The sequence below is a fragment of the Streptomyces sp. NPDC046712 genome (assembly GCF_040645695.1).
Lineage (GTDB): Bacteria > Actinomycetota > Actinomycetes > Streptomycetales > Streptomycetaceae > Streptomyces.
The window spans coordinates 306,066-330,042 of sequence record NZ_JBEYYW010000001.1; the positions used below are offsets into that span (position 1 = coordinate 306,066).

23 protein-coding genes are annotated in these 23,977 nt (G+C 70.5%); 19 read left to right on the plus strand and 4 right to left on the minus strand.

Features of this window, described 5'->3' with window-relative positions; translation table 11 throughout:
• Positions 1-56 precede the first annotated feature (56 nt).
• Entirely contained in the window at positions 57-785 is a 729-nt protein-coding gene (locus tag ABZ939_RS01490; RefSeq protein ID WP_361847487.1) for a 3'-5' exonuclease, read from the minus strand.
• A gap of 120 nt (positions 786-905) precedes the next feature.
• On the opposite strand from ABZ939_RS01490, the gene ABZ939_RS01495 reads away from it, so the two are divergent.
• The 3 genes from ABZ939_RS01495 to thrS all read left to right on the plus strand — a co-directional run bounded on the left by ABZ939_RS01495 (position 906) and on the right by thrS (position 4,943).
• A complete protein-coding gene (locus tag ABZ939_RS01495; protein ID WP_361847490.1) occupies positions 906-1,472 on the plus strand; it encodes a DUF4365 domain-containing protein in 567 nt (188 codons plus the stop codon).
• Positions 1,472-2,749, plus strand: coding sequence for a hypothetical protein (locus tag ABZ939_RS01500; protein ID WP_361847493.1), 1,278 nt, complete (start codon positions 1,472-1,474; stop codon positions 2,747-2,749). Before ABZ939_RS01495 ends, ABZ939_RS01500 begins: the two co-directional genes overlap by 1 nt.
• A 217-nt stretch (positions 2,750-2,966) precedes the next feature.
• A complete protein-coding gene (thrS, locus tag ABZ939_RS01505; RefSeq protein ID WP_361847496.1) occupies positions 2,967-4,943 on the plus strand; it encodes a threonine--tRNA ligase in 1,977 nt (658 codons plus the stop codon).
• Between the two features lie 14 nt (positions 4,944-4,957).
• On the opposite strand, the gene ABZ939_RS01510 is transcribed toward thrS, so the two are convergent.
• The gene (locus tag ABZ939_RS01510) at positions 4,958-5,635 is read right to left on the minus strand and encodes an ion channel (protein WP_361847498.1); all 678 of its coding nucleotides are present in this window, start codon (positions 5,633-5,635) and stop codon (positions 4,958-4,960) included.
• A 66-nt stretch (positions 5,636-5,701) separates the two neighbouring features.
• Here ABZ939_RS01510 and ABZ939_RS01515 point away from each other — a divergent pair, with 66 nt between their 5' ends.
• Entirely contained in the window at positions 5,702-6,274 is a 573-nt protein-coding gene (locus ABZ939_RS01515; protein WP_361847501.1) for an HIT domain-containing protein, read from the plus strand.
• Positions 6,275-6,301: 27 nt separating this feature from the next.
• On the opposite strand, the gene ABZ939_RS01520 is transcribed toward ABZ939_RS01515, so the two are convergent.
• Positions 6,302-7,960, minus strand: coding sequence for a hypothetical protein (locus ABZ939_RS01520; RefSeq protein ID WP_361847504.1), 1,659 nt, complete (start codon positions 7,958-7,960; stop codon positions 6,302-6,304).
• Positions 7,961-8,143: 183 nt separating this feature from the next.
• Positions 8,144-10,351 carry an elongation factor G-like protein EF-G2 gene (locus ABZ939_RS01525; protein WP_361847507.1) on the minus strand — a complete coding sequence of 736 codons (2,208 nt, stop codon included), beginning with the start codon at positions 10,349-10,351 and terminating at the stop codon, positions 8,144-8,146.
• A gap of 296 nt (positions 10,352-10,647) precedes the next feature.
• Here ABZ939_RS01525 and pgsA point away from each other — a divergent pair, with 296 nt between their 5' ends.
• The 15 genes from pgsA (at position 10,648) to ABZ939_RS01600 (ending at position 23,935) form a co-directional block, all read left to right on the plus strand.
• Complete coding sequence (pgsA, locus tag ABZ939_RS01530; protein ID WP_361847509.1) at positions 10,648-11,316, plus strand: phosphatidylinositol phosphate synthase; 669 nt, start codon at positions 10,648-10,650, stop codon at positions 11,314-11,316.
• A 14-nt stretch (positions 11,317-11,330) separates the two neighbouring features.
• Entirely contained in the window at positions 11,331-12,239 is a 909-nt protein-coding gene (locus ABZ939_RS01535; protein WP_361847949.1) for a phosphatidylinositol mannoside acyltransferase, read from the plus strand.
• Positions 12,236-13,399: a glycosyltransferase family 4 protein gene (locus tag ABZ939_RS01540; RefSeq protein ID WP_361847512.1), complete on the plus strand. Its 1,164-nt coding sequence runs from the start codon at positions 12,236-12,238 to the stop codon at positions 13,397-13,399. Before ABZ939_RS01535 ends, ABZ939_RS01540 begins: the two co-directional genes overlap by 4 nt.
• Before the next feature lie 106 nt (positions 13,400-13,505).
• Entirely contained in the window at positions 13,506-14,141 is a 636-nt protein-coding gene (locus tag ABZ939_RS01545; protein ID WP_361847515.1) for an N-acyl homoserine lactonase family protein, read from the plus strand.
• A gap of 11 nt (positions 14,142-14,152) precedes the next feature.
• Positions 14,153-14,695, plus strand: coding sequence for a hypothetical protein (locus tag ABZ939_RS01550; RefSeq protein ID WP_361847518.1), 543 nt, complete (start codon positions 14,153-14,155; stop codon positions 14,693-14,695).
• 122 nt (positions 14,696-14,817) lie between these two features.
• Entirely contained in the window at positions 14,818-15,732 is a 915-nt protein-coding gene (gene pdxS, locus ABZ939_RS01555) for a pyridoxal 5'-phosphate synthase lyase subunit PdxS (protein WP_361847521.1), read from the plus strand.
• Between the two features lie 6 nt (positions 15,733-15,738).
• Positions 15,739-16,329, plus strand: a complete 591-nt coding sequence (gene pdxT, locus ABZ939_RS01560) for a pyridoxal 5'-phosphate synthase glutaminase subunit PdxT (protein ID WP_361847524.1) — start codon at positions 15,739-15,741, stop codon at positions 16,327-16,329.
• Between the two features lie 62 nt (positions 16,330-16,391).
• Complete coding sequence (locus ABZ939_RS01565; RefSeq protein WP_361847527.1) at positions 16,392-17,144, plus strand: YebC/PmpR family DNA-binding transcriptional regulator; 753 nt, start codon at positions 16,392-16,394, stop codon at positions 17,142-17,144.
• A 157-nt stretch (positions 17,145-17,301) separates the two neighbouring features.
• Entirely contained in the window at positions 17,302-17,835 is a 534-nt protein-coding gene (gene ruvC, locus ABZ939_RS01570) for a crossover junction endodeoxyribonuclease RuvC (RefSeq protein WP_361847530.1), read from the plus strand.
• Positions 17,832-18,461 (plus strand): Holliday junction branch migration protein RuvA, encoded by a 630-nt coding sequence (ruvA, locus tag ABZ939_RS01575; protein ID WP_361847533.1) that lies wholly within the window; start codon positions 17,832-17,834, stop codon positions 18,459-18,461. Before ruvC ends, ruvA begins: the two co-directional genes overlap by 4 nt.
• Before the next feature lie 191 nt (positions 18,462-18,652).
• Positions 18,653-19,732, plus strand: a complete 1,080-nt coding sequence (ruvB, locus tag ABZ939_RS01580) for a Holliday junction branch migration DNA helicase RuvB (RefSeq protein ID WP_361847536.1) — start codon at positions 18,653-18,655, stop codon at positions 19,730-19,732.
• A gap of 165 nt (positions 19,733-19,897) precedes the next feature.
• The gene (gene yajC, locus ABZ939_RS01585; protein ID WP_361847539.1) at positions 19,898-20,374 is read left to right on the plus strand and encodes a preprotein translocase subunit YajC; all 477 of its coding nucleotides are present in this window, start codon (positions 19,898-19,900) and stop codon (positions 20,372-20,374) included.
• 144 nt (positions 20,375-20,518) lie between these two features.
• On the plus strand, positions 20,519-22,291 hold the full coding sequence (secD, locus tag ABZ939_RS01590; RefSeq protein ID WP_361847542.1) for a protein translocase subunit SecD: 1,773 nt from the start codon (positions 20,519-20,521) through the stop codon (positions 22,289-22,291).
• Position 22,292: 1 nt separating this feature from the next.
• Complete coding sequence (secF, locus tag ABZ939_RS01595; protein WP_361847545.1) at positions 22,293-23,384, plus strand: protein translocase subunit SecF; 1,092 nt, start codon at positions 22,293-22,295, stop codon at positions 23,382-23,384.
• Positions 23,384-23,935 carry an adenine phosphoribosyltransferase gene (locus tag ABZ939_RS01600; protein WP_361847548.1) on the plus strand — a complete coding sequence of 184 codons (552 nt, stop codon included), beginning with the start codon at positions 23,384-23,386 and terminating at the stop codon, positions 23,933-23,935. The genes secF and ABZ939_RS01600 overlap by 1 nt, the downstream gene beginning before the upstream one ends.
• Positions 23,936-23,977: the final 42 nt, after the last annotated feature.

The window sequence follows — 23,977 nt, forward strand, 5'->3', positions numbered from 1 at the left end:
GGAGAGGCCGGTTCGTCGAAAGACGGACCGGCCTTCCGCATTCCCGGCCTCCGCCCTCACGCGGCCGTCCGCAGTTCCGGACGGAGCGGCCAGGCCGGATCCACCGTCTCCGGCGTCCCGTTCCGCGTGAACCACGCCTGCAGCCCGCGCGCCTGTGCCGCGTGCCACACCGCCTGCAGGGTGTGCAGCTCGGCCGGCGACAGCCGCTCCAGTCGGGACGTGAAACGCCGCGCCACCGCCCGTACGACGTCCATCGCCGCCGTCGCGTCCGCCGCCGCGTCGTGCGCGCCGTCCAGCTCCACGCCGTACTGCGCGCACAGATCCGTCAGCGTCCTGCGGCCCTTGCGATAGCGGTCCAGATGCTTGTCGAGCACCCGCGGATCCAGCACGCACAGCGACGCGTTCTCCAGATAGCGGCCCAATGAGGAGGCGCGGTGGCGGCGCAGCTCGCGGTCCAGGATCGTCAGATCGAACGGCGCGTTCATCACCACCAACGGCCGCCCCGCCGCACACTGCTCGGCGAGCGCCCGCCCCAACTCCTCCATCACGGGCGCGGGCCAACGCCCGTACCGCTGCAGATGTTCATCCGTCAGACCATGGACCGCCGTGGCCGCAGCGGGCACCGGGACCCCGGGATTGACCAGCCAGCGCGTCACCCGCGGACGCCCGCCGGCCGTGTCCTGGACGACGAGGGCGGCCGAGACGATCCGGTCCTCCTCGACGTCAACTCCCGTGGTCTCCGTGTCGAATGCGGCCAGGGGCCCGTCGTACCAGTGCGTCGTCATCCCCGAACTCCTCGCACCTCTGCGGCAGATGGCTGTCCCCCTGCCCGAATCGGTGATACCCGGGCTGTTTGCGCCGTACGCGGGCCGGTGACAACACAGATGACGGGGAAGGGAATTGACATGGCGCTCGCCCAGCCCGAATCGGGAGGGCTGCCGCCCCAGCGGGCAGCACCGCTGCGCGGCTCACTCGCCACCACCGCCTGCATGGAGACGCTCCAGGTCGGATATCTCCACGCGGTCGCGGCGGCGGCGGGCTGTTCGCTGTCGCAGCCCTTTCCGGACAACGGCATCGACTGGCACGTGAGTCACAGTGCTCCCGGCCACACCGTCGACGACGAAGTGACCATCAAGGTGCAGCTCAAGTGCACCTACCAGCTGGCGCCGCGGCCGTCCGGGCCCGCGTTCTCGTTCACTCTCGACAACGACCATCTGGTGAAGCTGGCGCGGACCCCCGTCTCGGTGCACAAGATCCTCGTCGTGATGATCGTGCCGCGCTCCCAGGAGGATTGGCTGCGGGCCGGCCACGACCGGCTCGACCTGAGGCACTGCTGCTACTGGATCAACCTGGCCGGCCACCCGGTCACGGGACGGCGCCGGACGACCGTGCGCATACCGACGGCACGGATCTTCGACGACCGGGCGCTCTGCGAGATCATGACCCGGGTCGGCGTGGGAGGGAGACCTTGATGCACCGGCCGATCGAGGAACCAGGAGGAGGCGGGTCCGGCTTCGGCCCCGCGCTGCCGCCGTTCCGCCCCCACCCCACGCCCGGCGACGTCCCCGGCGGCCCCTGGACCGAGTCCGGGGGTGCGCCGGACCCCGGACGGGTCGACCCGCTCGTCCTCGGCGCGCTCCTCGCCCGCCACGGCTGGCGACGGCGCGGCGGGGCCGCGGGTCGCTACAGCCGCTGGACCCCGCCGGGACCGGGCGGCTCCACCGGCGCCACGAGCCTTCTCGTGCCCGAGAGCCGTGCCTTCCCCGACTGCGAGGACCTGCTCGGCGAGGCGCTCACCGCCCTCCAGCACAGCGCGGCGCCGTCCGCCCGGGAGGTGCTGGTCGGGCTGACCGTGCCCAGCGACGAGATCCGCTGGTGGCGCGACGTGCCGCCCGGGCCCGCGGGCACCGTTCCCTGGACCGTCCAGGAACAGCTCAGGTCGGCCGCCCGCCAGCTCCTGCTCGCAGGCGCGCTCGCCGTCCGCGGCCGCGCCGGGTACTACGGCGGCCGGCACCGCCGCCAGGCCCAGGCGTCCTTGGAGAGCGTGGTCGTGGGTGCGGCGCCGGGAGGCCGGGGCCTGACCGCGTTCGTCCCCGTCGACCCGGGCCGGGCGATCGCCGTACGGCTGTACCACGCGCTCTACGCGGCGCGGGAAGCCACCGACTACCAGCGGGCGACCGGTGGCATGGAGGCTTTCGACGCCGCCGTGGAGGCCGGGGTGAGCCGGGAGCTCACCGAGGCCCTCGTCGCACTGGTGCGGGGCACGGAGGGCGCCCGGATCGCGCTGGAGTGGGCGCCCGCGGCCGGGACCCCGGCGGGATGCGCGGCGCGGCCCGAGCCGGTGGAGTTCTCGGCGGGGGACCTGCCCGCCCTGCGCGAGGCCGGCGCCCGCTATCTGACCGACGAGCCGTCCGTACCGGTGCGGATCACCGGCGCCGTCGTCCGGATGCGCCGCTCCGGCCCGCGCGGGGAGGGAACCGTCCGGCTGCGGGTCCTGGGCGGGGCGGAGGTGCCGCACGTCCGGGTGACGCTGGACGAGGAGTCGTACCGCACGGCGGGCCACGCCCACCTGGTGGGGCTGCCGATCCGGGTGGTGGGGCGGCTGGAGAGCCGGGGCGGCTTCCGGCGGCTGACCGACGCGACCGGCGTCGTACCGGTGCAGGTGGACGAGGCGGAGCGGGACCGGCTGATGAAGTCCCTCCACGAGAACCTCGACTTCTTCGAGGAGGCGTGCGGCCCGGGCGAGTGACGGCAGCTCCGGACCGTGCGGCCCGGGCGAGTGACGGCCGCCGCGGGGCCGGGCGGCCCGGATGAGCGAGGCCAGCCACGGGCCATGCGGCCCGGCGAGTGACGGCAGCTCCGGGGCCGCCCCGATAGGATCGGGGGCGACGCGGCACCTCGTCTCTGCCGCGCACCGTCGGCGCCGGCACCTCGTGTCTGCCTGCGCCCTTATGGAAAGAGCATCCGTGTCTGATGTCCGTGTGACCGTCCAGTCCGCCTCAGGAGCCGAGGATCGGGCGGTGAGCGCGGGCACCACCGCCGGCGCGCTGTTCGCCGACGACCGGTCCGTGATCGCCGCCCGCGTCGGCGGTGAGCTGAAGGACCTCACCTACGTCGTCGCCGAGGGCGATGTCGTCGAGCCCGTCGAGATCTCGTCCCCGGACGGCCTCGACATCCTGCGCCACTCCACCGCGCACGTCATGGCCCAGGCCGTGCAGGAGCTCTTCCCCGAGGCCAAGCTGGGCATCGGCCCGCCGGTCCGTGACGGCTTCTACTACGACTTCGACGTCGAGAAGCCGTTCACCCCCGAGGATCTCAAGGCCATCGAGAAGAAGATGCAGGAGATCCAGAAGCGTGGCCAGCGCTTCTCGCGTCGCGTGGTGACCGACGAGGCCGCCCGCGAGGAGCTTGCGGACGAGCCGTACAAGCTGGAGCTCATCGGCATCAAGGGCTCCGCCTCCACCGACGACGGCGCGAACGTCGAGGTGGGCGGCGGCGAGCTGACCATCTACGACAACCTGGACGCCAAGACCGGCGAGCTGTGCTGGAAGGACCTCTGCCGGGGTCCCCACCTGCCCACCACCCGGAACATCCCGGCGTTCAAGCTGATGCGCAACGCCGCCGCGTACTGGCGCGGCAGCGAGAAGAACCCGATGCTCCAGCGCATCTACGGCACCGCCTGGCCGTCGAAGGACGAGCTGAGGGCCCACCTCGACTTCCTCGCCGAGGCCGAGAAGCGCGACCACCGCAAGCTCGGCAACGAGCTCGACCTCTTCTCCATCCCGGACGAGATCGGCTCCGGCCTCGCCGTCTTCCACCCCAAGGGCGGCATCATCCGCCGGGTCATGGAGGACTACTCGCGCAAGCGCCACGAGGAGGAGGGCTACGAGTTCGTCTACTCGCCGCACGCCACCAAGGGCAAGCTGTTCGAGAAGTCGGGCCACCTGGACTGGTACGCCGAGGGCATGTACCCGCCCATGCAGCTCGACGAGGGCGTGGACTACTACCTCAAGCCCATGAACTGCCCGATGCACAACCTGATCTTCGACGCGCGCGGGCGCTCCTACCGTGAACTGCCGCTGCGCCTCTTCGAGTTCGGCACCGTGTACCGGTACGAGAAGTCCGGCGTCGTGCACGGCCTGACCCGGGCCCGCGGCTTCACCCAGGACGACGCGCACATCTACTGCACCAAGGAGCAGATGGCGGAGGAGCTGGACAAGACCCTCACCTTCGTCCTGAACCTGCTGCGCGACTACGGTCTGACCGACTTCTACCTGGAGCTGTCCACCAAGGACCCGGAGAAGTTCGTCGGCTCGGACGAGATCTGGGAGGAGGCCACCGCGGTCCTCCAGCAGGTGGCCGAGAAGCAGGGTCTCCCGCTCACCCCCGACCCGGGCGGCGCCGCGTTCTACGGCCCGAAGATCTCCGTGCAGGCGCGCGACGCCATCGGCCGCACCTGGCAGATGTCGACCGTGCAGCTTGACTTCAACCTGCCGGAGCGCTTCGACCTGGAGTACACCGGCCCCGACGGCACCAAGCAGCGTCCGGTCATGATCCACCGCGCGCTGTTCGGCTCCATCGAGCGCTTCTTCGCCGTCCTGCTGGAGCACTACGCGGGCGCCATGCCGCCGTGGCTGGCCCCCGTGCAGGCGACCGGTATCCCGATCGGCGATTCGCACATCCCGTACCTGCAGGAGTTCGCCGCGAAGGCGAAGAGGCAGGGGCTGCGGGTCGATGTCGACGCCTCCTCGGACCGGATGCAGAAGAAGATCCGCAACGCGCAGAAGCAGAAGGTGCCGTTCATGATCATCGCGGGTGACGAGGACATGGCCGCCGGCGCCGTCTCCTTCCGCTACCGCGACGGTTCGCAGGAGAACGGCATCCCGGTCGACGAGGCCATCGCCAAGATCGCCAAGATCGTCGAGGACCGCGTCCAGGTCTGACCTGGGACAGCACGTCAGGAGGCCCCCGGGGAATCCCCTGGGGGCCTCTTCTCGTCCTCCCGAGTGAACGTCTGGATCAGCCAGGACGAGAACGAACCCGTCACGGCTCCGATCAGCGCGACGCCGCACGCCATCAGACCCACCGCGATGGTCCGGCCGACGGGGGTCACCGGGGTCACATCCCCGTACCCCACCGTCGTCAGCGTCTCGGCGGCCCACCAGACCGAGTCGCCGAAGGTACGGATCGTGGCACCCGGGGCTCCCCGCTCGTGCTGGTAGACGGCGAGCGCGCACGCGAAGCCGAGCAGGGTCACCGTGAGACTGGAGTAGGTCATGACCCGGGCGTAGAGGGTGAGACGTGGCTGGTCGCGACGGCGCTGGATCTGGTCGTAGATCTTCACCATCTGCAGGGGCCGCAGCAGCGGCAGTACCAGGATCACCGTGCCCAGGAGATGCGCGCGGACGAAGCGCAGCGGGCCGAGGCCGCTGAGCCGGAACCGTACCGCGTAGTCGACGATGAAGACGGCCCAGGCCAGGAGCGTGACCGCCAGGCAGAGGTCCAGCCAGACCTGGCCGAGGCCGGTGGCCAGGACCCGTACCGCGTACCCGGCGAGGAAGAGCAGGGACGCCACCGCGAGCGGTGTCTCCATGCGCCGGTCCCAGCGCTCCTGCTTCTCCGGCCTCTCGTCCATCGGATCAGCATCTCCGAGGCAGGGTGATCAACGCCCCGGCGACACGTTCCGAACGGGCGAAGCAATATGCTGCACAGCATGACGATTGAGCCGGAACAGCAGATCGGAGTGGGGACGCAGGACGCGTTCCAGCGCCTGTGGACGCCTCACCGGATGGCGTACATCCAGGGCGAGAACAAGCCGACCGGGCCAGGGGCCGAGGACGGCTGTCCCTTCTGCTCGATTCCGGCGAAGTCGGACGAGGACGGGCTCGTGATCGCGCGCGGCGAGAAGGTGTACGCGGTGCTCAATCTCTACCCGTACAACGGCGGGCACCTGATGGTCGTGCCGTACCGCCACGTCGCCGACTACACGGATCTGGACGCGGCGGAGACCGCCGAGCTGGGCGAGTTCACCAAGCGGGCGATGATCGCGCTGCGGGCCGCGTCCGGCGCGCACGGCTTCAACATCGGCATGAACCAGGGCTCGGTCGCGGGTGCCGGCATCGCCGCCCATCTCCACCAGCACGTCGTGCCCCGCTGGGGTGGCGACACCAACTTCATGCCGGTCGTCGGCCACACCAAGGTGCTGCCGCAGCTCCTCGCCGACACCCGCAAGATGCTCGCGGACGCCTGGCCTGCCTCCTCGGAGCTGGCGTAACCCTGACGCGGGGTCTGACGCGCGTCCTCACGCGTCGTAGACGTCGGCCTTCTTCGGTCCCGGGTCCTGGATGGTTCCGCTCAGGATCAGCGAACGGTTGGTGAAGCGCTCCGTGTCCACGCCGTGATCGTCGAGCACCTCGATGGTCGCGGCGTGGACGGCGCGCATCACGGGCGTCGCCGTGCGGATGGCGTCGTCGGCCATGAAGCGGTGCCGCCAGGGCTGCGCGGCCCAGGCGTGCCGCAGGCCGAACGGCTCGGGCAGGACGAGCTTGCCACCGAGGAAGTCCAGGATCGGCGGGAACCAGGTCAGCGGGGCGCGGACCGCGAGGCGGACCACCTCGTCGGTGTCGACGAGCGGCAGCTGGATCTCCTTGGTCTCCCAGAACCGGACGGTCTTGGAGACCTCCTTGGTCTTCGCCTTGGGCTTGGTGGTGAACAGGGAGTGGACGGGTCCCAGGGCGTGGCCGGTGACCTCGACCCGCAGCGTGTGCAGGAGCGAGGTGACCGTGATCATCATGGTCAGGACCAGCTGGCCGTCCCAGAGCGTGAACTGCACGCCCAGGTAGTGGCGGTTGCCGCTGCCGAACTGCTGGTCGTTGCAGATGCGCTGTATCTCGTGCGGCTTCACCTGGAAGTGGACGATGTTCTCGCCGTCGGGGCGGGCGACCTCGTCCGCACCCTCGCCGACGGGGGAGACGATCCAGTGCTTGACGGTCGGCTTGGGGAAACCGGTCTTGAGGGAGCCACGCTCCAGGAGCGTGAGCTGGTCGTGGATCTTCCGTACGACGTCCCAGGCGCGGAAGTCGTGGATCTCCTTGCCGTCCTTGGGGACCAGTTCCTCGGCGAGCGTCCAGCTGCCCCAGCGCGTGCCCATGCCCAGTATTCCCTTGGGGCCCGCGTAGAAGACGACGTTGGAGTGCTGCTCGGCGGTGAGCTTCTCCAGGTTCTGACGGAGCGCCTCGGCGGCCTTCTCGGTCGGGTCCTGGGGAACGGCCTCGGGGATCTTGGCCCCGATGCCTCCGCCGCTGAGCAGGGAGGACCAGCGCTCGCGCAGATCCTTGGCCGTGGATTCGCAGACCCGCTTGGCGAGGAACCAGCCGACGACCGGGGCCACGATCATCGCTCGCAGGTAGAGCGACAGCACCCCGTCGAACGGGAGCCTGATCAGGACGATGGCGGCGAGCAGGCCGGCGCCGATCAGAAGCGCGGTGCCCACGGCACTGGTGCGCCTGTTCTCCGTGCCGGCGACGAAGCGGCGCAGCTGGATGACGCCCAGCCAGAGCAGCAGGCCGGGCAGGAAGAGGATGCCGAAGAGCAGGGTGATCAGCGTCAGCTTGACGTCACGCTGCTTGCGGATGCGGGTGGCCGCCAGGCAGTGCTCGACCACGGGCTGAGGCTCGGTGCCGAAGGACTGGATGAGTGCCTTGCGGGCGCCGCCGAGCATCCGTACCTGGACCGCCCGCGAGAAGGCCTCGCCGAGATCCGGACGGAAGAGCTTGTTCCACTTGCCTTCCGTGACCTTGGACTTGTGCCAGTCGTTGTTGGCGTCCAGGATCGCCTTGACGTCGCCGTCCCGGTACGCGGCGGAGGCGAGGGCATGCGTCGCCGCCGTCTGTCCGTCCGAGCCCTGCAGCGGAATCTGCGCCCCGGGTCCGAAACTGCCGATCGTCACTGATGCCCCCATCGCCGCGCGCCCGCGTGGTTCACCGCGTTCCCTCTGCGGCCTGTTCCCAACTACCGTGCCCCGCACACCTGCTGAGCTGGGCACCACAGCGTAACCGGGTACCGGCGGATGCGTCACGAGTCGGCCGAATGCCGCCCGTCGGAGGGGGGTTGGACGGGCGGCATCCGGCTGTCCGTGATGTGGCTAGGATCCCTTTTCCGCCTGTTCGCGGATCCTGTCCGCGAGATGGGGCGGCATGGCCTCATGGCGGGCGTACGTACGGTCGAAACGGCCGGTTCCGTGCGAGACGGAGCGGAGGTCGATCGCGTACCGGCCGATCTCGATCTCGGGGACCTCGGCGCGGACCAACGTCCGTCCGGGACCCGCCTGTTCGGTGCCGACGACCCGGCCGCGCCGCCCCGAGAGGTCGCTCATCACCGGCCCCACGTACTCGTCAGGGATGAGGACCTGGACCTCGGCGACCGGCTCCAGGAGCTGGATGCTCGCCTCCGCGGCCGCCTCGCGCAGCGCGAGGGCGCCCGCCGTCTGGAAGGCTGCGTCGGAGGAGTCGACCGAGTGGGCCTTGCCGTCGCGCAGTGTGACCCGCACGTCGACCAGCGGATATCCGGCGGCGACCCCGCGCGCGGCCTGGGCGCGGACGCCCTTCTCGACGGACGGGATGAACTGGCGCGGCACCGCTCCGCCCACCACCTTGTCGACGAACTCGACCCCGCTGCCCGGCGGCAGCGGCTCGACGTCGATCTCGCAGATCGCGTACTGGCCGTGGCCGCCGGACTGTTTGACATGCCGGCCCCGTCCGGCCGACGGGCCGCCGAAGGTCTCACGGAGCGACACCTTGTGCGGGACCGCGTCGACCTGCACGCCGTACCGGTTGCGCAGCCGCTCCAGGGCCACGTCCATATGGGCCTCGCCGAGACACCACAGAACGACCTGGTGGGTGTCCTGGTTCTGCTCCAGACGCATCGTCGGGTCCTCGGCGACGAGCCGGGCGAGCCCCTGGGAGAGCCGGTCCTCGTCCGCCTTGCTGTGGGCCTCGATCGCCAGCGGGAGCAGCGGATCGGGCATCGTCCAGGGCTCCATCAGGAGCGGATCGTCCTTCGCGGAGAGGGTGTCGCCGGTCTCCGCGCGGCCGAGCTTGCCGACACAGGCGAGATCGCCCGCGATGCACCGGTTGAGCGTGCGCTGCTGCTTGCCGAAGGGCGAGGTCAGCGCGCCGACCCGCTCGTCGACATCGTGGTCCTCGTGCCCACGGTCGGTCAGCCCGTGCCCCGAGACATGGATGGTCTCGTCGGGGCGCAGGGTGCCGGAGAAGACCCGGACCAGCGAGATCCGGCCGACATAGGGGTCGGAGGCGGTCTTCACGACCTCCGCGACGAGCGGGCCGTCGGGGTCGCAGGTGAGGGGAGGCCGCGGAACGCCGTCGGGCGTGGTCACGGCGGGCGCCTCGCGTTCCAGCGGGGTGGGGAAGCCGCCGGTGATCAGCTCGAGCAGCTCCACGGTGCCGAGCCCCTGCTTCCCGCCGTCCGTGGCGGGCGCCGCGGCCAGCACGGGATGGAAGGTGCCACGGGCGACGGCCTTCTCCAGGTCGTCGATCAGCGACTTGATGTCGATCTCCTCGCCGCCGAGATAGCGGTCCATGAGGGTCTCGTCCTCGCTCTCGGCGATGATCCCCTCGATCAGCCGGTTGCGGGCCTCCGCGATCAGCGCCTGCTGCCCGTCGTCCGGCGGATTCTCCTGCCGTACGCCCGTGGAATAGTCGAAGATCCGCTCCGAGAGCAGTCCCACCAGGCCGGTGGCCTGGGCGTGCCCGTCCGGCGCCTCGGCGCCGTGCACGGGCAGATAGAGCGGGAGCACGGCGTCGGGGTCGTCGCCGCCGAAGATCGAGGCGCAGACGGAGGTCAGCTCGTCGAAGCCGGTGCGGGCCGTGTCCAGGTGGGTGACGACGATGGCGCGGGGCATGCCGACCGCCGCGCACTCCTCCCAGACCATGCGGGTCGACCCGGCGATCGCGTCGGCCTCCTGGGCGGCCGAGACGACGAAAAGGGCCGCGTCCGCGGCGCGCAGACCGGCCCTCAGTTCCCCGACGAAATCGGCGTATCCCGGTGTGTCGAGGAGATTGATCTTGCACCCGCCCCATTCGAGGGGGACGAGGGAGAGCTGTACGGAACGTTGCTGACGGTGCTCGATCTCGTCGTAGTCGGAGACCGTTCCGCCGTCCTCGACGCGTCCGGCCCGGTTGACCGCCCCCGCGGTCAGCGCGAGCGCCTCGACGAGCGTCGTCTTTCCCGATCCGCTGTGGCCGACCAGCACCACGTTCCGTACGGCCGAGGGCTGGTCGGCCGTTGGAGCCCTGCCGGCGGCCCCGGAGTGTACGTTCGCCTTGTCGCCCATGATGTTCCTCCCGATCGCTTGCACCGACGGCTGCACGGTGCGGCGGGGCGCGGGCGCGGGGGAGTCGGCGCGGGAGGGGATCGCGTGCAGCTCCGGCGATGCCCGCGGTGGTTCTTCGAGCTTTGCACCGACGTCAGGGCACGTCCATACGTCGTACACGACGCGACGGGGAGGGTGGCATACATCCCCATGACGCGACAGGGCGGGTGGCCGACCGTACGGCAGGGTGGTCCTGGCTACGATGGGCGAGCCGGTGGTCATAGGGGCCGCGCGGCCCACCGAACGTCGGGAAGGCCATGCTGAACAAGTACGCGCGTGCATTTTTTACGCGTGTCCTCACACCGTTCGCCGCGTTTCTGCTCCGCCGGGGCGTCAGCCCCGACGCGGTGACGCTCGTCGGCACGGCCGGAGTGATGGCGGGTGCACTGGTCTTCTTCCCCAGGGGAGAGTTCTTCTGGGGCACGATCGTCATCACCCTCTTCGTCTTCTCCGACCTCGTCGACGGCAACATGGCCCGGCAGGCCGGGATCTCCAGCCGCTGGGGCGCGTTCCTCGACTCGACCCTCGACCGGGTCGCCGACGGCGCCATCTTCGGTGGCTTCGCGCTCTGGTACGCGGGTACGGGCAACGACAACGTGCTGTGCGCCGTCTCCATCTTCTGCCTCGCCAGCGGTCAGGTCGTCTCGTACACCAAGGCGCGTGGTGAATCGATTGGCCTGCCCGTCGCGGTGAACGGCCTGGTGGAGCGGGCCGAGCGGCTGGTGATCTCGCTGGTCGCCGCCGGGCTCGCCGGACTGCACGCGTTCGGCGTGCCCGGCATCGACGTCCTGCTGCCGATCGCGCTGTGGATCGTCGCCGTGGGCTCCGCGGTGACGCTGGGGCAGCGTGTGGTGACGGTACGACGGGAGTCGGCGGAGGCGGACGCGGACGCGGCCGCCGCACGGGGGAACGAGGCGACGTCATGAGTGGCTCGAGTGCCATGAAGGACCGGCTGACCGACGGGCTGTACGGGCTCGGCTGGGCGACCGTGAAGAAGCTGCCGGAACCCGTGGCCGCCGGGCTCGGGCGGCGGATCGCCGACGTCGCCTGGAAGCGGCGCGGCAAGAGCGTGCTGCGCCTGGAGTCCAACCTCGCGCGCGTGGTCCCGGACGCCACCCCCGAGCGGCTGGCCGAGCTGTCGAAGGCCGGGATGCGCTCGTACATGCGGTACTGGATGGAGTCCTTCCGGCTGCCCACCTGGAGCAAGGAGCGCGTCGACAGCGGCTTCGACATCAAGGACGTCCACCACCTGAAGGACGGCCTCGCCTCGGGGCGCGGCGTCATACTCGCCCTTCCGCACCTGGCCAACTGGGACCTCGCGGGCGTCTGGGTGACCCGCTCGCTCGGCGTGCCCTTCACCACGGTCGCGGAGCGGCTCAAGCCGGAGACGCTGTACGACCGGTTCGTCGCCTACCGCGAGTCGCTGGGCATGGAGGTCCTGCCGCACACCGGTGGCTCCGCCTTCGGCACGCTGGCGCGGCGGCTGCGGGCCGGCGGCCTGGTCTGTCTGGTCGCCGACCGCGATCTGTCCGCCTCCGGCATCGAGGTGAAGTTCTTCGGCGAGACGGCGCGGATGCCTGCCGGTCCCGCGATGCTGGCCCAGCAGACGGGCGCGCTGCTGCTGCCCGTGACCCTCTGGTACGACGACAGCCCGGTCATGAAGGGGCGCGTGCACGCGCCCATCGACGTACCCGAGACAGGTACGCGGGCCGACAAGACGTCTGTGATGACACAGGCGCTGGCCGACGCCTTCGCCGGCGGTATCGCGGACCACCCGGAGGACTGGCACATGCTGCAACGACTGTGGCTCGCGGACCTGGAGGAGCGCGGGGAGGAAGGGCGGACGTGAAGATCGGCATCGTCTGCCCGTACTCCTGGGACGTGCCGGGCGGCGTCCAGTTCCACATCCGCGACCTCGCCGAGCATCTGATCCGGCTCGGCCACGAGGTGTCCGTCCTCGCCCCGGCCGACGACGAGACGCCGCTGCCGCCGTACGTCCTTTCGGCCGGGCGCGCCGTGCCGGTGCCGTACAACGGCTCCGTGGCACGCCTCAACTTCGGCTTCCTGTCGGCGGCGCGGGTACGCCGCTGGCTGCACGACGGCACCTTCGACGTCATCCACATCCACGAGCCGGCCTCGCCCTCGCTCGGCCTGCTGAGCTGCTGGGCGGCGCAGGGACCGATCGTCGCGACCTTCCACACCTCGAACCCGCGCTCGCGGGCGATGATCGCGGCGTACCCGATCCTGCAGCCCGCCCTGGAGAAGATCAGCGCGCGGATCGCGGTGAGCGAGTACGCACGGCGCACCCTGGTCGAGCACCTGGGCGGCGACGCCGTCGTCATCCCGAACGGCGTCGACGTGGACTTCTTCGCGCGGGCCGAGCCCAAGGCGGAGTGGCAGGGCGAGACCCTGGGGTTCATCGGGCGGATCGACGAGCCGAGGAAGGGTCTTCCGGTCCTCATGAAGGCCCTGCCGAAGATCCTCGCCGAGCGTCCGCAGACCCGGCTTCTCGTCGCCGGGCGCGGTGACGAGGAGGAGGCGGTGGCATCGCTGCCGCGCGAGATGCGGTCACGCGTCGAGTTCCTCGGCATGGTCAGCGACGAGGACAAGGCGCGGCTGCTGGCCAGCGTCGACGTCTACGTGGCGCCGAACACGGGCGGCGAGAGCTTCGGGATCATCCTGGTCGAGGCCTTGTCGGCCGGGGCGCCGGTCCTCGCCTCGGACCTGGACGCCTTCGCCCAGGTCCTGGACCAGGGCGCGGCCGGCGAGCTGTTCGCCAACGAGGACGCCGACGCCCTGGCCGACGCGGCGATCCGGCTGCTGGGGGACGAGGTACGGCGCGACGAGCTGCGCAAGCGCGGCAGCGCGCACGTGCGGCGCTTCGACTGGTCGACGGTGGGCGCGGACATCCTCGCGGTCTACGAGACGGTGACGGACGGCGCGGCCTCGGTGGCGACGGACGAACGCACGGGCCTGCGGGCGAGGTTCGGCCTGGCGTCGCGGGACTAGGGCCGGTCCGGCGGATCACGGCGGGGTCCGCGACGCCTGGCACAACCCCACGACGGCGGTGCCGTTTCCAGGTCCGCTCGGCCCGGTGGCCTGGCACGCTGAGCCCATGAACTCCCTTCAGTTACTGGACCTCGGTCACATCGTGCGCCCCGCACACGAGTGGGACGGGCCCCACGACCGCGTGGAGCCCGTCCTCGCCTATCTCGTGGAACACCCGGGCGGCACGCTCCTGTTCGACACCGGTATCGGTGCCGGCTCGGCGGAGGTGGACGCGCACTACCGACCCACCCGCCTCCCCCTGCCCGTCGGCCCCGAGGACGTCGATCTCGTCGTCAACTGCCACCTCCACTTCGACCACATCGGCGGCAACCCGCTCTTCCCCGAGACCCCCGTCCTCGTCCAGCGCAAGGAACTGGCCACCGCCCGCGCCGGTGGCTACACCCTCGACCGGCTGCTCGACGGCGTCCGGTACCAGGAGATCGACGGCGAGTACGAGATCGCACCCGGGATCACGGTCGTGCCGACGCCCGGGCACACCGAGGGCCACCAGTCGCTGGTGGTGGACCAAGGCGAGCACGTCACCGTCCTCGCGGGCCAGGCGTACGACTTCGCGGCCGAGTTCGGCGTCCCGTACCGCCCCTGGCTCGACCGGCTCGCGGAACTCGCCGACGGGCGGACCGCATACGTCCGGTTCGCCCACGACCGTGACCTCTGGGCGGGTGTGCTGCCACCGCGACGGTAGCCTGTGCGCCCGTGACCGAAACCCTGATCTGGACCGTCGTCGTGTTGATCGCGATCGGCCTGTACCTCAGCTGGACCGCCGGCCGGCTCGACCGACTGCACGCGCGGATCGACGCGGCGCGCGCCGCCCTCGACGCCCAGCTGCTCCGCCGGGCCTCGGTCGCCCAGGAACTCGCCACGTCCGGGATCCTCGACCCCGCGGCCTCGATCGTGCTCTACGAGGCCGCGCACGCCGCCCGGCAGGCCGAGGAGGACCACCGCGAGGTCGCCGAGAGCGAGCTGAGCCAGGCCCTGCGCGCCGTGTTCGGGGAGCCGGAGCAGGTCGAGGCGGTACGGGAGGCCCCCGGCGGCGAGGAGGCCGCCGGAGAGCTCGCCGCAGCCGTCCGCAGGGTGCCGATGGCCCGCAGGTTCCACAACGACGCCGTGCGGGCCGCCCGCGCCCTGCGCCGCCACCGCACGGTGCGCTGGTTCCGGCTGGCCGGTCACGCCCCATTCCCGCTGGCCTTCGAAATGGACGACGAACCGCCCGTCGCCCTTGCCGATCGCCCGGCCTGACCCCCGTAACCTGCGAAAACAACGAAAACGATCCACCGGCTCCACATTGGCCCTTGATGTGGACTGGTGGTGGCCTGTTTCCTCACTCTTGTCTCAACACCGCTTTCTTGAGTGAGGTCCCCGTGTCCACCACGCTTCCCAACAGCACCCAGTCTCCCGAGACCGGCACCGCGCGCGTCAAGCGCGGCATGGCCGAGCAGCTCAAGGGCGGCGTGATCATGGACGTGGTCAACGCCGAGCAGGCGAAGATCGCCGAGGACGCCGGTGCCGTGGCCGTCATGGCCCTGGAGCGGGTCCCCGCCGACATCCGCAAGGACGGCGGCGTCGCGCGCATGTCCGACCCGAACATGATCGAAGAGATCATCGGCGCGGTGTCCATCCCCGTCATGGCCAAGTCTCGTATCGGCCACTTCGTCGAGGCCCAGGTCCTGCAGTCCCTCGGTGTCGACTACATCGACGAGTCCGAGGTCCTCACCCCGGCCGACGAGGTCAACCACTCCGACAAGTGGGCCTTCACGACCCCCTTCGTCTGTGGCGCCACCAACCTGGGCGAGGCCCTGCGCCGTATCGCCGAGGGCGCGGCCATGATCCGCTCCAAGGGCGAGGCCGGCACCGGCAACGTCGTCGAGGCCGTCCGTCACCTGCGCCAGATCAAGAACGAGATCGCCAAGCTGCGCGGCTTCGACAACAACGAGCTGTTCGCCGCCGCCAAGGAGCTGCGCGCCCCGTACGAGCTCGTCAAGGAGGTCGCCGAGCTCGGCAAGCTGCCGGTCGTGCTGTTCTCCGCCGGTGGTGTCGCCACCCCCGCCGACGCCGCGCTGATGCGCCAGCTCGGCGCCGAAGGCGTCTTCGTCGGCTCCGGCATCTTCAAGTCGGGCGACCCGGCCAAGCGCGCCGCCGCCATCGTGAAGGCCACCACCTTCTACGACGACCCGAAGATCATCGCGGACGCCTCCCGCAACCTGGGCGAGGCCATGGTCGGCATCAACTGCGACACCCTCCCCGAGTCCGAGCGCTACGCCAACCGCGGCTGGTAATCACCCATGACCACACCCGTGATCGGTGTCCTGGCCCTCCAGGGCGACGTACGGGAGCACCTGATCGCCCTGGCCGCGGCTGACGCCGTGGCCAGGCCGGTCCGGCGCCCCGAGGAACTCGCCGAGGTCGACGGCCTCGTCATACCCGGCGGCGAGTCCACCACCATCTCCAAGCTGGCCGACCTCTTCGGCCTGATGGAGCCGCTGCGCGAGCGCATCGCCGCCGGCCTGCCGGTCTACGGCACCTGCGCCGGTCTGATCATGCTCGCCGACAAGATCCTCGACCCGCGCTCGGGCCAGGAGACCTTCGGCGGCATCGACATGATCGTCCGCCGCAACGCCTTCGGACGGCAGAACGAGTCCTTCGAGGCCGGCGTCGCGGTGACCGGCATCGAGGACGGCCCCGTCGAGGGCGTCTTCATCCGCGCCCCGTGGGTCGAGTCCGTCGGCGCCCAGGTCGAGGTGCTCGCCGAGCACGAGGGGCACATCGTGGCCGTACGGCAGGGCCAGGCCCTGGCCACCTCGTTCCACCCCGAACTCACCGGCGATCACCGCCTCCACGCCCTGTTCGTCGACATGGTGCGCGCCGCGCGGTGACGAGGTCCCGGTAGGATCTCTGGGGTTCGTTCAGAAATTGGTTACGCGAAGGAGACAGGCAGATGTCCGGCCACTCTAAATGGGCTACGACGAAGCACAAGAAGGCCGTGATCGATGCCAAGCGCGGCAAGCTCTTCGCGAAGCTGATCAAGAACATCGAGGTCGCCGCCCGGACCGGCGGTGCCGACCTGGACGGCAACCCGACGCTGTTCGACGCCGTCCAGAAGGCGAAGAAGAGCTCGGTCCCGAACAAGAACATCGACTCGGCGATCAAGCGCGGCGGCGGCCTCGAGGCCGGCGGCGTCGACTACGAGACGATCATGTACGAGGGCTACGGCCCGAACGGTGTCGCGGTGCTCATCGAGTGCCTCACCGACAACCGCAACCGTGCCGCCTCCGACGTCCGCGTCGCCATGACCCGCAACGGCGGCTCCATGGCCGACCCCGGCTCGGTCTCGTACCTGTTCAACCGCAAGGGCGTCATCGTGCTGCCCAAGGGTGAGCTGACCGAGGACGACGTCCTCGGCGCGGTGCTCGACGCGGGCGCCGAGGAGGTCAACGACCTCGGTGAGAGCTTCGAGGTCATCAGCGAGGCCACCGACATGGTCGCGGTCCGCACCGCCCTCCAGGAGGCCGGCATCGACTACGACTCGGCCGACTCCAGCTTCGTCCCGACCATGCAGGTCGAGCTCGACGAAGAGGGCGCGCGCAAGATCTTCAAGCTGATCGACGCGCTGGAGGACAGCGACGACGTGCAGAACGTCTTCGCCAACTTCGACGTCAGCGACGACGTCATGGAGAAGGTCGACGCCTGATCAAGGGCGCCTGATCCTTCACGCCTGATCCAACGGCGACTTCGGCGGGCCGACGGGGACACACCCCGTCGGCCCGCCGCCGTTCGTGCGGCGTTGTCAGTGGCAGCGGATAGCCTGCACAAACAGATTTACGAAGACGGTCCAGGGAGGGGCTCAGGTGCGCGTGCTCGGGGTGGACCCGGGGCTGACCCGGTGCGGGGTCGGCGTCGTCGAAGGCGTCGCCGGGCGGCCCCTGACCATGCTCGGCGTGGGCGTCGTGCGGACGGCCGCGGACGCCGACATCGGCGTACGCCTGGTCGGCATCGAGCGCGGCATCGAGGAGTGGCTCGACCGCTTCTCGCCCGAACTGGTCGCCGTGGAGCGGGTGTTCAGCCAGCACAACGTGCGTACGGTGATGGGCACGGCACAGGCAAGCGCCGTCGCCATGCTCTGCGCCTCACGCCGCGGCATCCCCGTCGCCCTGCACACCCCGAGTGAGGTCAAGGCCGCCGTCACCGGCAGCGGGCGGGCCGACAAGGCCCAGGTCGGAGCCATGGTGACCCGGCTGCTCCGGCTCTCCGCCCCGCCCAAGCCGGCCGACGCCGCCGACGCCCTCGCCCTGGCCATCTGTCACATCTGGCGGGCCCCCGCCCAGAACCGCCTCCAGCAGGCCGTCGCCGCCCATCACGCATCGAAAGGCCGTTCCGCATGATCGCCTTTGTCAGCGGCCCGGTCGCCGCGCTCGCCCCCACCACCGCGGTCATCGAGGTCGGCGGTGTCGGCATGGCCGTCCAGTGCTCCCCGAACACCATCGCCGGACTGAGGATCGGTCAGGAGGCCCGGCTGGCCACGTCCCTGGTGGTGCGTGAGGACTCCCTGACCCTGTACGGCTTCGCGGACGACGACGAGCGGCAGGTCTTCGAACTGCTCCAGACCGCGAGCGGTGTCGGACCCCGGCTGGCCCAGGCGATGCTCGGCGTGCACAGCCCCGACGCGCTGCGGCTCGCCTTCTCCACCGGGGACGAGAAGGCGCTCACCGCCGTGCCCGGCATCGGCAAGAAGGGCGCGCAGAAGCTCCTCCTCGAACTCAAGGACAAGCTGGGCGCCCCGCTGGGCAGCAGTGGTCTCGTCGGCGCTCAGCGCGCGGCGTCCGGTCCTGCGCCGTGGACGGAGCAGCTCCACGCCGCGCTGATCGGTCTCGGGTACGCCTCGCGCGAGGCGGAGGACGCGGTCTCCGCGGTGACGCCGCAGGCCGAGGCCGCGATCGCCGCCGGCGGCTCGGCCCCGGTCCCGCAGCTCCTGCGGGCCGCGCTCCAGTCCCTGAACCGCGCCAGATAGCCCTGCGGGGCCAGTTCCCCACCCCACCCCGCCCCTTCCCGAAAGCGGGGGCAAGCCCCCGGACCCCGTACGGCCTTCGGCCGTGTCCTCGAACGCCGGACGGGCTGAAGGCGGGGTGTGGAAAGAGCCCCGCACAGCGGCCCCGCCCCGCAGACACGTACCGCACCACCACCACCACGAAGGCAGACACCGTGAACTGGGACGACGAGACCACCGGGGACGACGAGGCGCGCATCGTCGGTGCCTCCGCCGACGGTGACGACCAGGCCGTCGAGGCGGCCCTGCGGCCCAAGGACCTCAGCGAGTTCGTCGGCCAGGAGAAGGTGCGCCAGCAGCTCGACCTGGTCCTCAAGGCGGCCCGCCAGCGCGGCGCCACCGCCGACCACGTCCTGCTCTCCGGCGCCCCCGGCCTCGGCAAGACCACCCTGTCGATGATCATCGCGGCGGAGATGAACGCGCCGATCCGGATCACCTCCGGCCCCGCCATCCAGCACGCCGGCGACCTGGCCGCGATCCTCTCCTCCCTCCAGGAGGGAGAGATCCTCTTCCTCGACGAGATCCACCGCATGTCCCGCCCCGCCGAGGAGATGCTCTACATGGCGATGGAGGACTTCCGCGTCGACGTGATCGTCGGCAAGGGCCCCGGCGCCACCGCCATCCCGCTGGAGCTGCCGCCCTTCACCCTGGTCGGCGCCACGACCAGGGCCGGACTCCTGCCGCCCCCGCTCCGCGACCGCTTCGGCTTCACCGCCCACATGGAGTTCTACGACCCCGCCGAGCTCGAGCGCGTCATCCACCGCTCCGCCGGACTCCTCGACGTCGAGATCGACACCGCCGGAGCCGCCGAGATCGCCGGCCGCTCCCGGGGCACCCCCCGGATCGCGAACCGTCTGCTGCGCCGCGTCCGCGACTACGCTCAGGTCAAGGCCGACGGCGTGATCACCCGCGAGATCTCCGCCGCCGCACTCGGGGTCTACGAGGTGGACAGCCGCGGTCTCGACCGGCTCGACCGGGCCGTCCTGGAGGCCCTGCTCAAGCTCTTCGGCGGCGGGCCGGTCGGTCTGTCCACCCTCGCGGTCGCGGTGGGGGAGGAGCGCGAGACCGTCGAGGAGGTCGCCGAACCCTTCCTCGTACGGGAGGGACTTCTGGCCCGTACGCCCCGTGGTCGGGTCGCCACTCCCGCGGCATGGACCCATCTCGGACTCGTTCCGCCGCAGGCAGCGGCCCCGGGCGCGCCAGGAAGCGGACAACAGGGGCTCTTCGGGGCGTGACGGCGCGGAGACTCGTCGGAGCAGGAACCAGGGTGCGATGCTGGACGTTGTTCCATCGATGCGGACTCGCCTAGACTCCGCCGATGCCGACCTTTCTGGCCGGCACGCCCACCCCCGAAGATCAGGCCGCGGGATCTCCGCGTCCGTGCGAAGGAAACCCGTCCCGTGAGTATCGTGACCCTCCTCCCCTTCATCGTCCTCATCGGGGCCATGTTCCTGATGACCCGCTCTGCGAAGAAGAAGCAGCAGGCGGCCGCGCAGATGCGCGACGAGATGCAGCCCGGCACCGGCGTCCGCACGATCGGGGGGATGTACGCCACCGTCAAGGAGATCGCCGACGAGACCGTCCTCCTCGAGGTCGCTCCCGGCGTGCACGCCGTCTACGCGAAGAACGCGATCGGCGCGGTTCTCCAGGACGAGGAGTACAACCGCATCGTCCACGGTGACGAGCCGGACGCCGAGACCGTCGTTCCGGACGACGCCTCCTCGCTGACCGAGTCGGCCGAGGCCGACGCGTCGGACGACGACGCCGAGGTGTCCGAGGACGTCAAGCCCGACCTGACCAAGAAGGTCGAGGCCGCCGAGGCCGAGGCCGCGGTCAAGAAGGACGGCAAGGCCGACGGCGAGACCGAGGCGAAGTAGTCCAGTCCGGGGACCGCGGGACGCCCACCGGCGTCCGCGGTCCCCGGCACGGTTCCACGTCTGCGGGGGCAGGTCCCCACACACACTTCGTGGCCGCACCGCGCACACCCGGCGCGGGACGGTTGGACAGGGAGAAACGACAAGGTGGCAGCACCGAAGAAGGGCCGAAGGCCGGCGGGGGGCCAGAGCAGGCCGGGGCGTGCCCTGGCTCTGATCCTGATCGCCATGGTCGCGCTCACGGGCGGAATGTTCTGGTCGGGTCACACCACTCCGCGTCTGGGCATCGACCTCGCGGGCGGTACCTCGATCACGCTCAAGGCGAAGGCCGAGCCGGGTCAGGAAGACGCCGTCAACGAGACCAACATGAACACCGCGGTCGGCATCATCGAGCGCCGTGTCAATGGTCTGGGTGTCTCCGAGGCCGAGGTCCAGACGCAGGGCCGCGAGAACATCATCGTGAACATCCCCCGGGGTGTGAACGAGAAGCAGGCCCGTGAGCAGGTCGGCACCACCGCCCAGCTCTACTTCCGGCCCGTTCTGACCTACGCGCCCTCCGAGCAGCCCGCGCCGGACGCGAGCTCCTCCGCCTCGCCGAAGCCCTCCGCCTCCGGAGCGACCGCGGACAGTGGCAAGAAGGACGAGAAGTCCGCCACTCCGTCGTCGAGCACTCCGTCGTCGAGCGCCTCCACCCAGGGCCGCGCGCTCTCCGAGGCCCTGAAGGCGCCGAGCCCCACGCCCACCGCGAGCGGCTCCGCCACCCCGAAGAGCTCCGAGAGCCCCAAGGCCTCCGGTACCCCGAGCACCGACCCGGCGACCTCCGCCCTCGAGCAGAAGTTCGCCGCCCTGAACTGCCTCGACCCGAAGCAGCGGGCCGCCGCCGGCCAGGGCGTCAAGCCGGCCGACTCCACCGTCGCCTGTGGCAAGAACGCCATCGGCCAGTGGGAGAAGTACCTGCTCGGCCCGGCCGAGGTGGACGGCAAGGACGTCGACAACGCCAAGGGCGTGCTCGACCAGCAGCGCGGCATGTGGATCGTGAACATGGAGTTCACGGACGAGGGCGCCAAGAAGTTCTCGAAGATCACCAGCAAGCTCTCGCAGCAGCAGGAGCCGCAGAACCAGTTCGCGATCGTGCTGGACGGCGAGGTCGTCTCGGCCCCGTCGGTGCGCACCACGCTGAGCGCCAACGCGGAGATCTCCGGCAGCTTCACCCAGCAGTCCGCCCAGGACCTCGGCAACATCCTGTCCTACGGTGCCCTGCCGCTCTCCTTCGACACCCAGAGCGTCGACACCGTCACCGCCGCCCTCGGCGGTGAGCAGCTGGAGGCGGGCCTGATCGCCGGTGCGATCGGTCTGGCCCTGGTCGTGCTCTACCTGGTCGTCTACTACCGCGGCCTGTCGCTGATCGCCCTGCTCAGCCTGGCGGTCTCGGCGCTCCTCACGTACGTGATCATGGCCCTGCTCGGCCCGGCCATCGGCTTCGCGCTGAACCTGCCGGCCGTCTGTGGCGCCATCGTGGCCATCGGTATCACCGCGGACTCGTTCATCGTCTACTTCGAACGCATCCGCGACGAGGTCCGCGAGGGCCGCTCGCTGCGCCCCGCGGTCGAGCGCGCCTGGCCGCGTGCCCGCCGCACGATCCTCGTCTCCGACTTCGTGTCGTTCCTCGCCGCCGCGGTGCTCTTCCTGGTCACCGTCGGCAAGGTGCAGGGCTTCGCGTTCACCCTCGGCCTGACCACCCTGCTCGACGTGGTCGTGGTGTTCCTCTTCACCAAGCCGCTGATGACGCTGCTCGCGCGCACCAAGTTCTACGGCGAGGGCCACGCCTGGTCCGGCCTGGACCCCAAGCGCCTCGGTGCCAAGCCGCCGCTGCGCCGCACCCGCCGTGTCTCCGCCCCCGTCGACCCGAAGGAGGCGTGAGATGGCGAAGAAGCACGACAGTCTCGGCGCCCGGCTCAACCGCGGTGAGGTCGTCTACGACTTCATCGGCAACCGCAGGCTCTGGTACGGCATCTCGATCCTGATCACCATCACGGCGATCGTGGCCCTCGCGGTCCGCGGGCTGAACATGGGCATCGAGTTCCAGGGCGGCGCCGTCTTCACCACCCCGAAGTCGGACGTCTCGGTCTCGCAGGCCCAGGAGTACGCGGAAGAGGCCTCCGGCCACGACGCGGTCGTCCAGAAGCTCGGCAGCGGCGCGCTGCGCATCCAGGTCGGCGGCCTCGACACCGAGAAGTCCGACCAGGTCCGCGCGGAGCTCGCCAAGGACCTGAACGTCGCCGAGAACAAGATCGCGGCGGAGCTGGTCGGTCCCAGCTGGGGCGAGCAGATCGCCACCAAGGCATGGACCGGTCTCGCGGTCTTCATGATCCTCGTGGTGATCTATCTGGCCATCGCGTTCGAGTGGAGAATGGCGGTGGCGGCGCTCGTCGCCCTGATCCACGACCTGACCATCACCGTCGGCATCTATTCGCTCGTCGGCTTCGAGGTCACGGTCGGTACGGTCATCGGTCTGCTGACGATCCTCGGCTACTCGCTGTACGACACGGTCGTCGTCTTCGACTCCCTCAAGGAGGGAACGAAGGACATCACCAAGCAGACCCGCTACACGTACAGCGATCTGGCCAACAGGTCGATCAACGGCACCCTGATCCGTTCGATCAACACCACCGTCGTGGCCCTGCTGCCGGTCGCCGGTCTGCTGTTCATCGGTGGCGGTGTCCTCGGCGCCGGCATGTTGAACGACATCTCGCTGTCGCTGTTCGTCGGCCTCGCCGCCGGCGCGTACTCCTCGATCTTCATCGCCACCCCGCTCGTCGCCGACCTCAAGGAGCGCGAGCCGGCGATCAAGGCGCTCAAGAAGCGGGTGCTCGCCAAGCGTGAGGCCGCGGCGGCCAAGGGTGAGCCCCTGGACGCCGACGCCGACGAGGCCGCGGAAGGCTTCGAGGACGAGGCGGAGGCCGCCGTCGTCGGCCAGCGTGGCCGCCGCGGCAGGCAGTCGGAGCGCCGCTGATGACTGCCGAGATCCAGGACACCGCCGGTCTGCTGCTCAGCCGGATCCGGGACGTCCCCGACTATCCGAAGCCGGGCGTGCTGTTCAAGGACATCACCCCGCTGCTCGCGGACCCGGTGGCGTTCACCGCGCTGACCGACACCCTCGCCACGCTGTGCGCCACGCACGGCGCGACGAAGATCGTCGGCCTGGAGGCGCGCGGCTTCATCCTCGCCGCACCGGTGGCCGTCCGCGCGGGCCTGGGCTTCGTCCCGGTCCGCAAGGCCGGCAAGCTGCCCGGTGCGACGCTGAAGCAGGCGTACGAGCTGGAGTACGGCACCGCCGAGATCGAGGTGCACGCCGAGGACCTGGCCGCGGGCGACCGCGTCATGGTCATCGACGACGTCCTCGCCACCGGCGGCACCGCCGAGGCCTCGCTGGAGCTCATCCGGCGGGCCGGCGCCGAGGTCGCGGGCGTCGCGGTTCTCATGGAGCTCGGCTTCCTCGCCGGGCGGGCCCGGCTGGAGCCCGCGCTGCGCGGCGCCCCGCTCGAGGCGCTGATCACGGTCTGACACCGCACCCCCGTGTGGTGAGGGGCGCTCCGGGGAATCCCC

Coding starts and splice junctions, on each gene's coding strand:
- ABZ939_RS01490 (WP_361847487.1), bottom strand. CDS start 785: ATGACGACGCACTGGTACGACGGGCCCCTGGCCGCATTCGACACGGAG.
- ABZ939_RS01495 (WP_361847490.1), top strand. CDS start 906: ATGGCGCTCGCCCAGCCCGAATCGGGAGGGCTGCCGCCCCAGCGGGCA.
- ABZ939_RS01500 (WP_361847493.1), top strand. CDS start 1,472: ATGCACCGGCCGATCGAGGAACCAGGAGGAGGCGGGTCCGGCTTCGGC.
- ABZ939_RS01510 (WP_361847498.1), bottom strand. CDS start 5,635: ATGGACGAGAGGCCGGAGAAGCAGGAGCGCTGGGACCGGCGCATGGAG.
- ABZ939_RS01515 (WP_361847501.1), top strand. CDS start 5,702: ATGCTGCACAGCATGACGATTGAGCCGGAACAGCAGATCGGAGTGGGG.
- ABZ939_RS01520 (WP_361847504.1), bottom strand. CDS start 7,960: ATGGGGGCATCAGTGACGATCGGCAGTTTCGGACCCGGGGCGCAGATT.
- ABZ939_RS01525 (WP_361847507.1), bottom strand. CDS start 10,351: ATGGGCGACAAGGCGAACGTACACTCCGGGGCCGCCGGCAGGGCTCCA.
- pgsA (WP_361847509.1), top strand. CDS start 10,648: ATGCTGAACAAGTACGCGCGTGCATTTTTTACGCGTGTCCTCACACCG.
- ABZ939_RS01535 (WP_361847949.1), top strand. CDS start 11,331: ATGAAGGACCGGCTGACCGACGGGCTGTACGGGCTCGGCTGGGCGACC.
- ABZ939_RS01545 (WP_361847515.1), top strand. CDS start 13,506: ATGAACTCCCTTCAGTTACTGGACCTCGGTCACATCGTGCGCCCCGCA.
- pdxT (WP_361847524.1), top strand. CDS start 15,739: ATGACCACACCCGTGATCGGTGTCCTGGCCCTCCAGGGCGACGTACGG.
- ABZ939_RS01565 (WP_361847527.1), top strand. CDS start 16,392: ATGTCCGGCCACTCTAAATGGGCTACGACGAAGCACAAGAAGGCCGTG.
- ruvA (WP_361847533.1), top strand. CDS start 17,832: ATGATCGCCTTTGTCAGCGGCCCGGTCGCCGCGCTCGCCCCCACCACC.
- secF (WP_361847545.1), top strand. CDS start 22,293: ATGGCGAAGAAGCACGACAGTCTCGGCGCCCGGCTCAACCGCGGTGAG.
- ABZ939_RS01600 (WP_361847548.1), top strand. CDS start 23,384: ATGACTGCCGAGATCCAGGACACCGCCGGTCTGCTGCTCAGCCGGATC.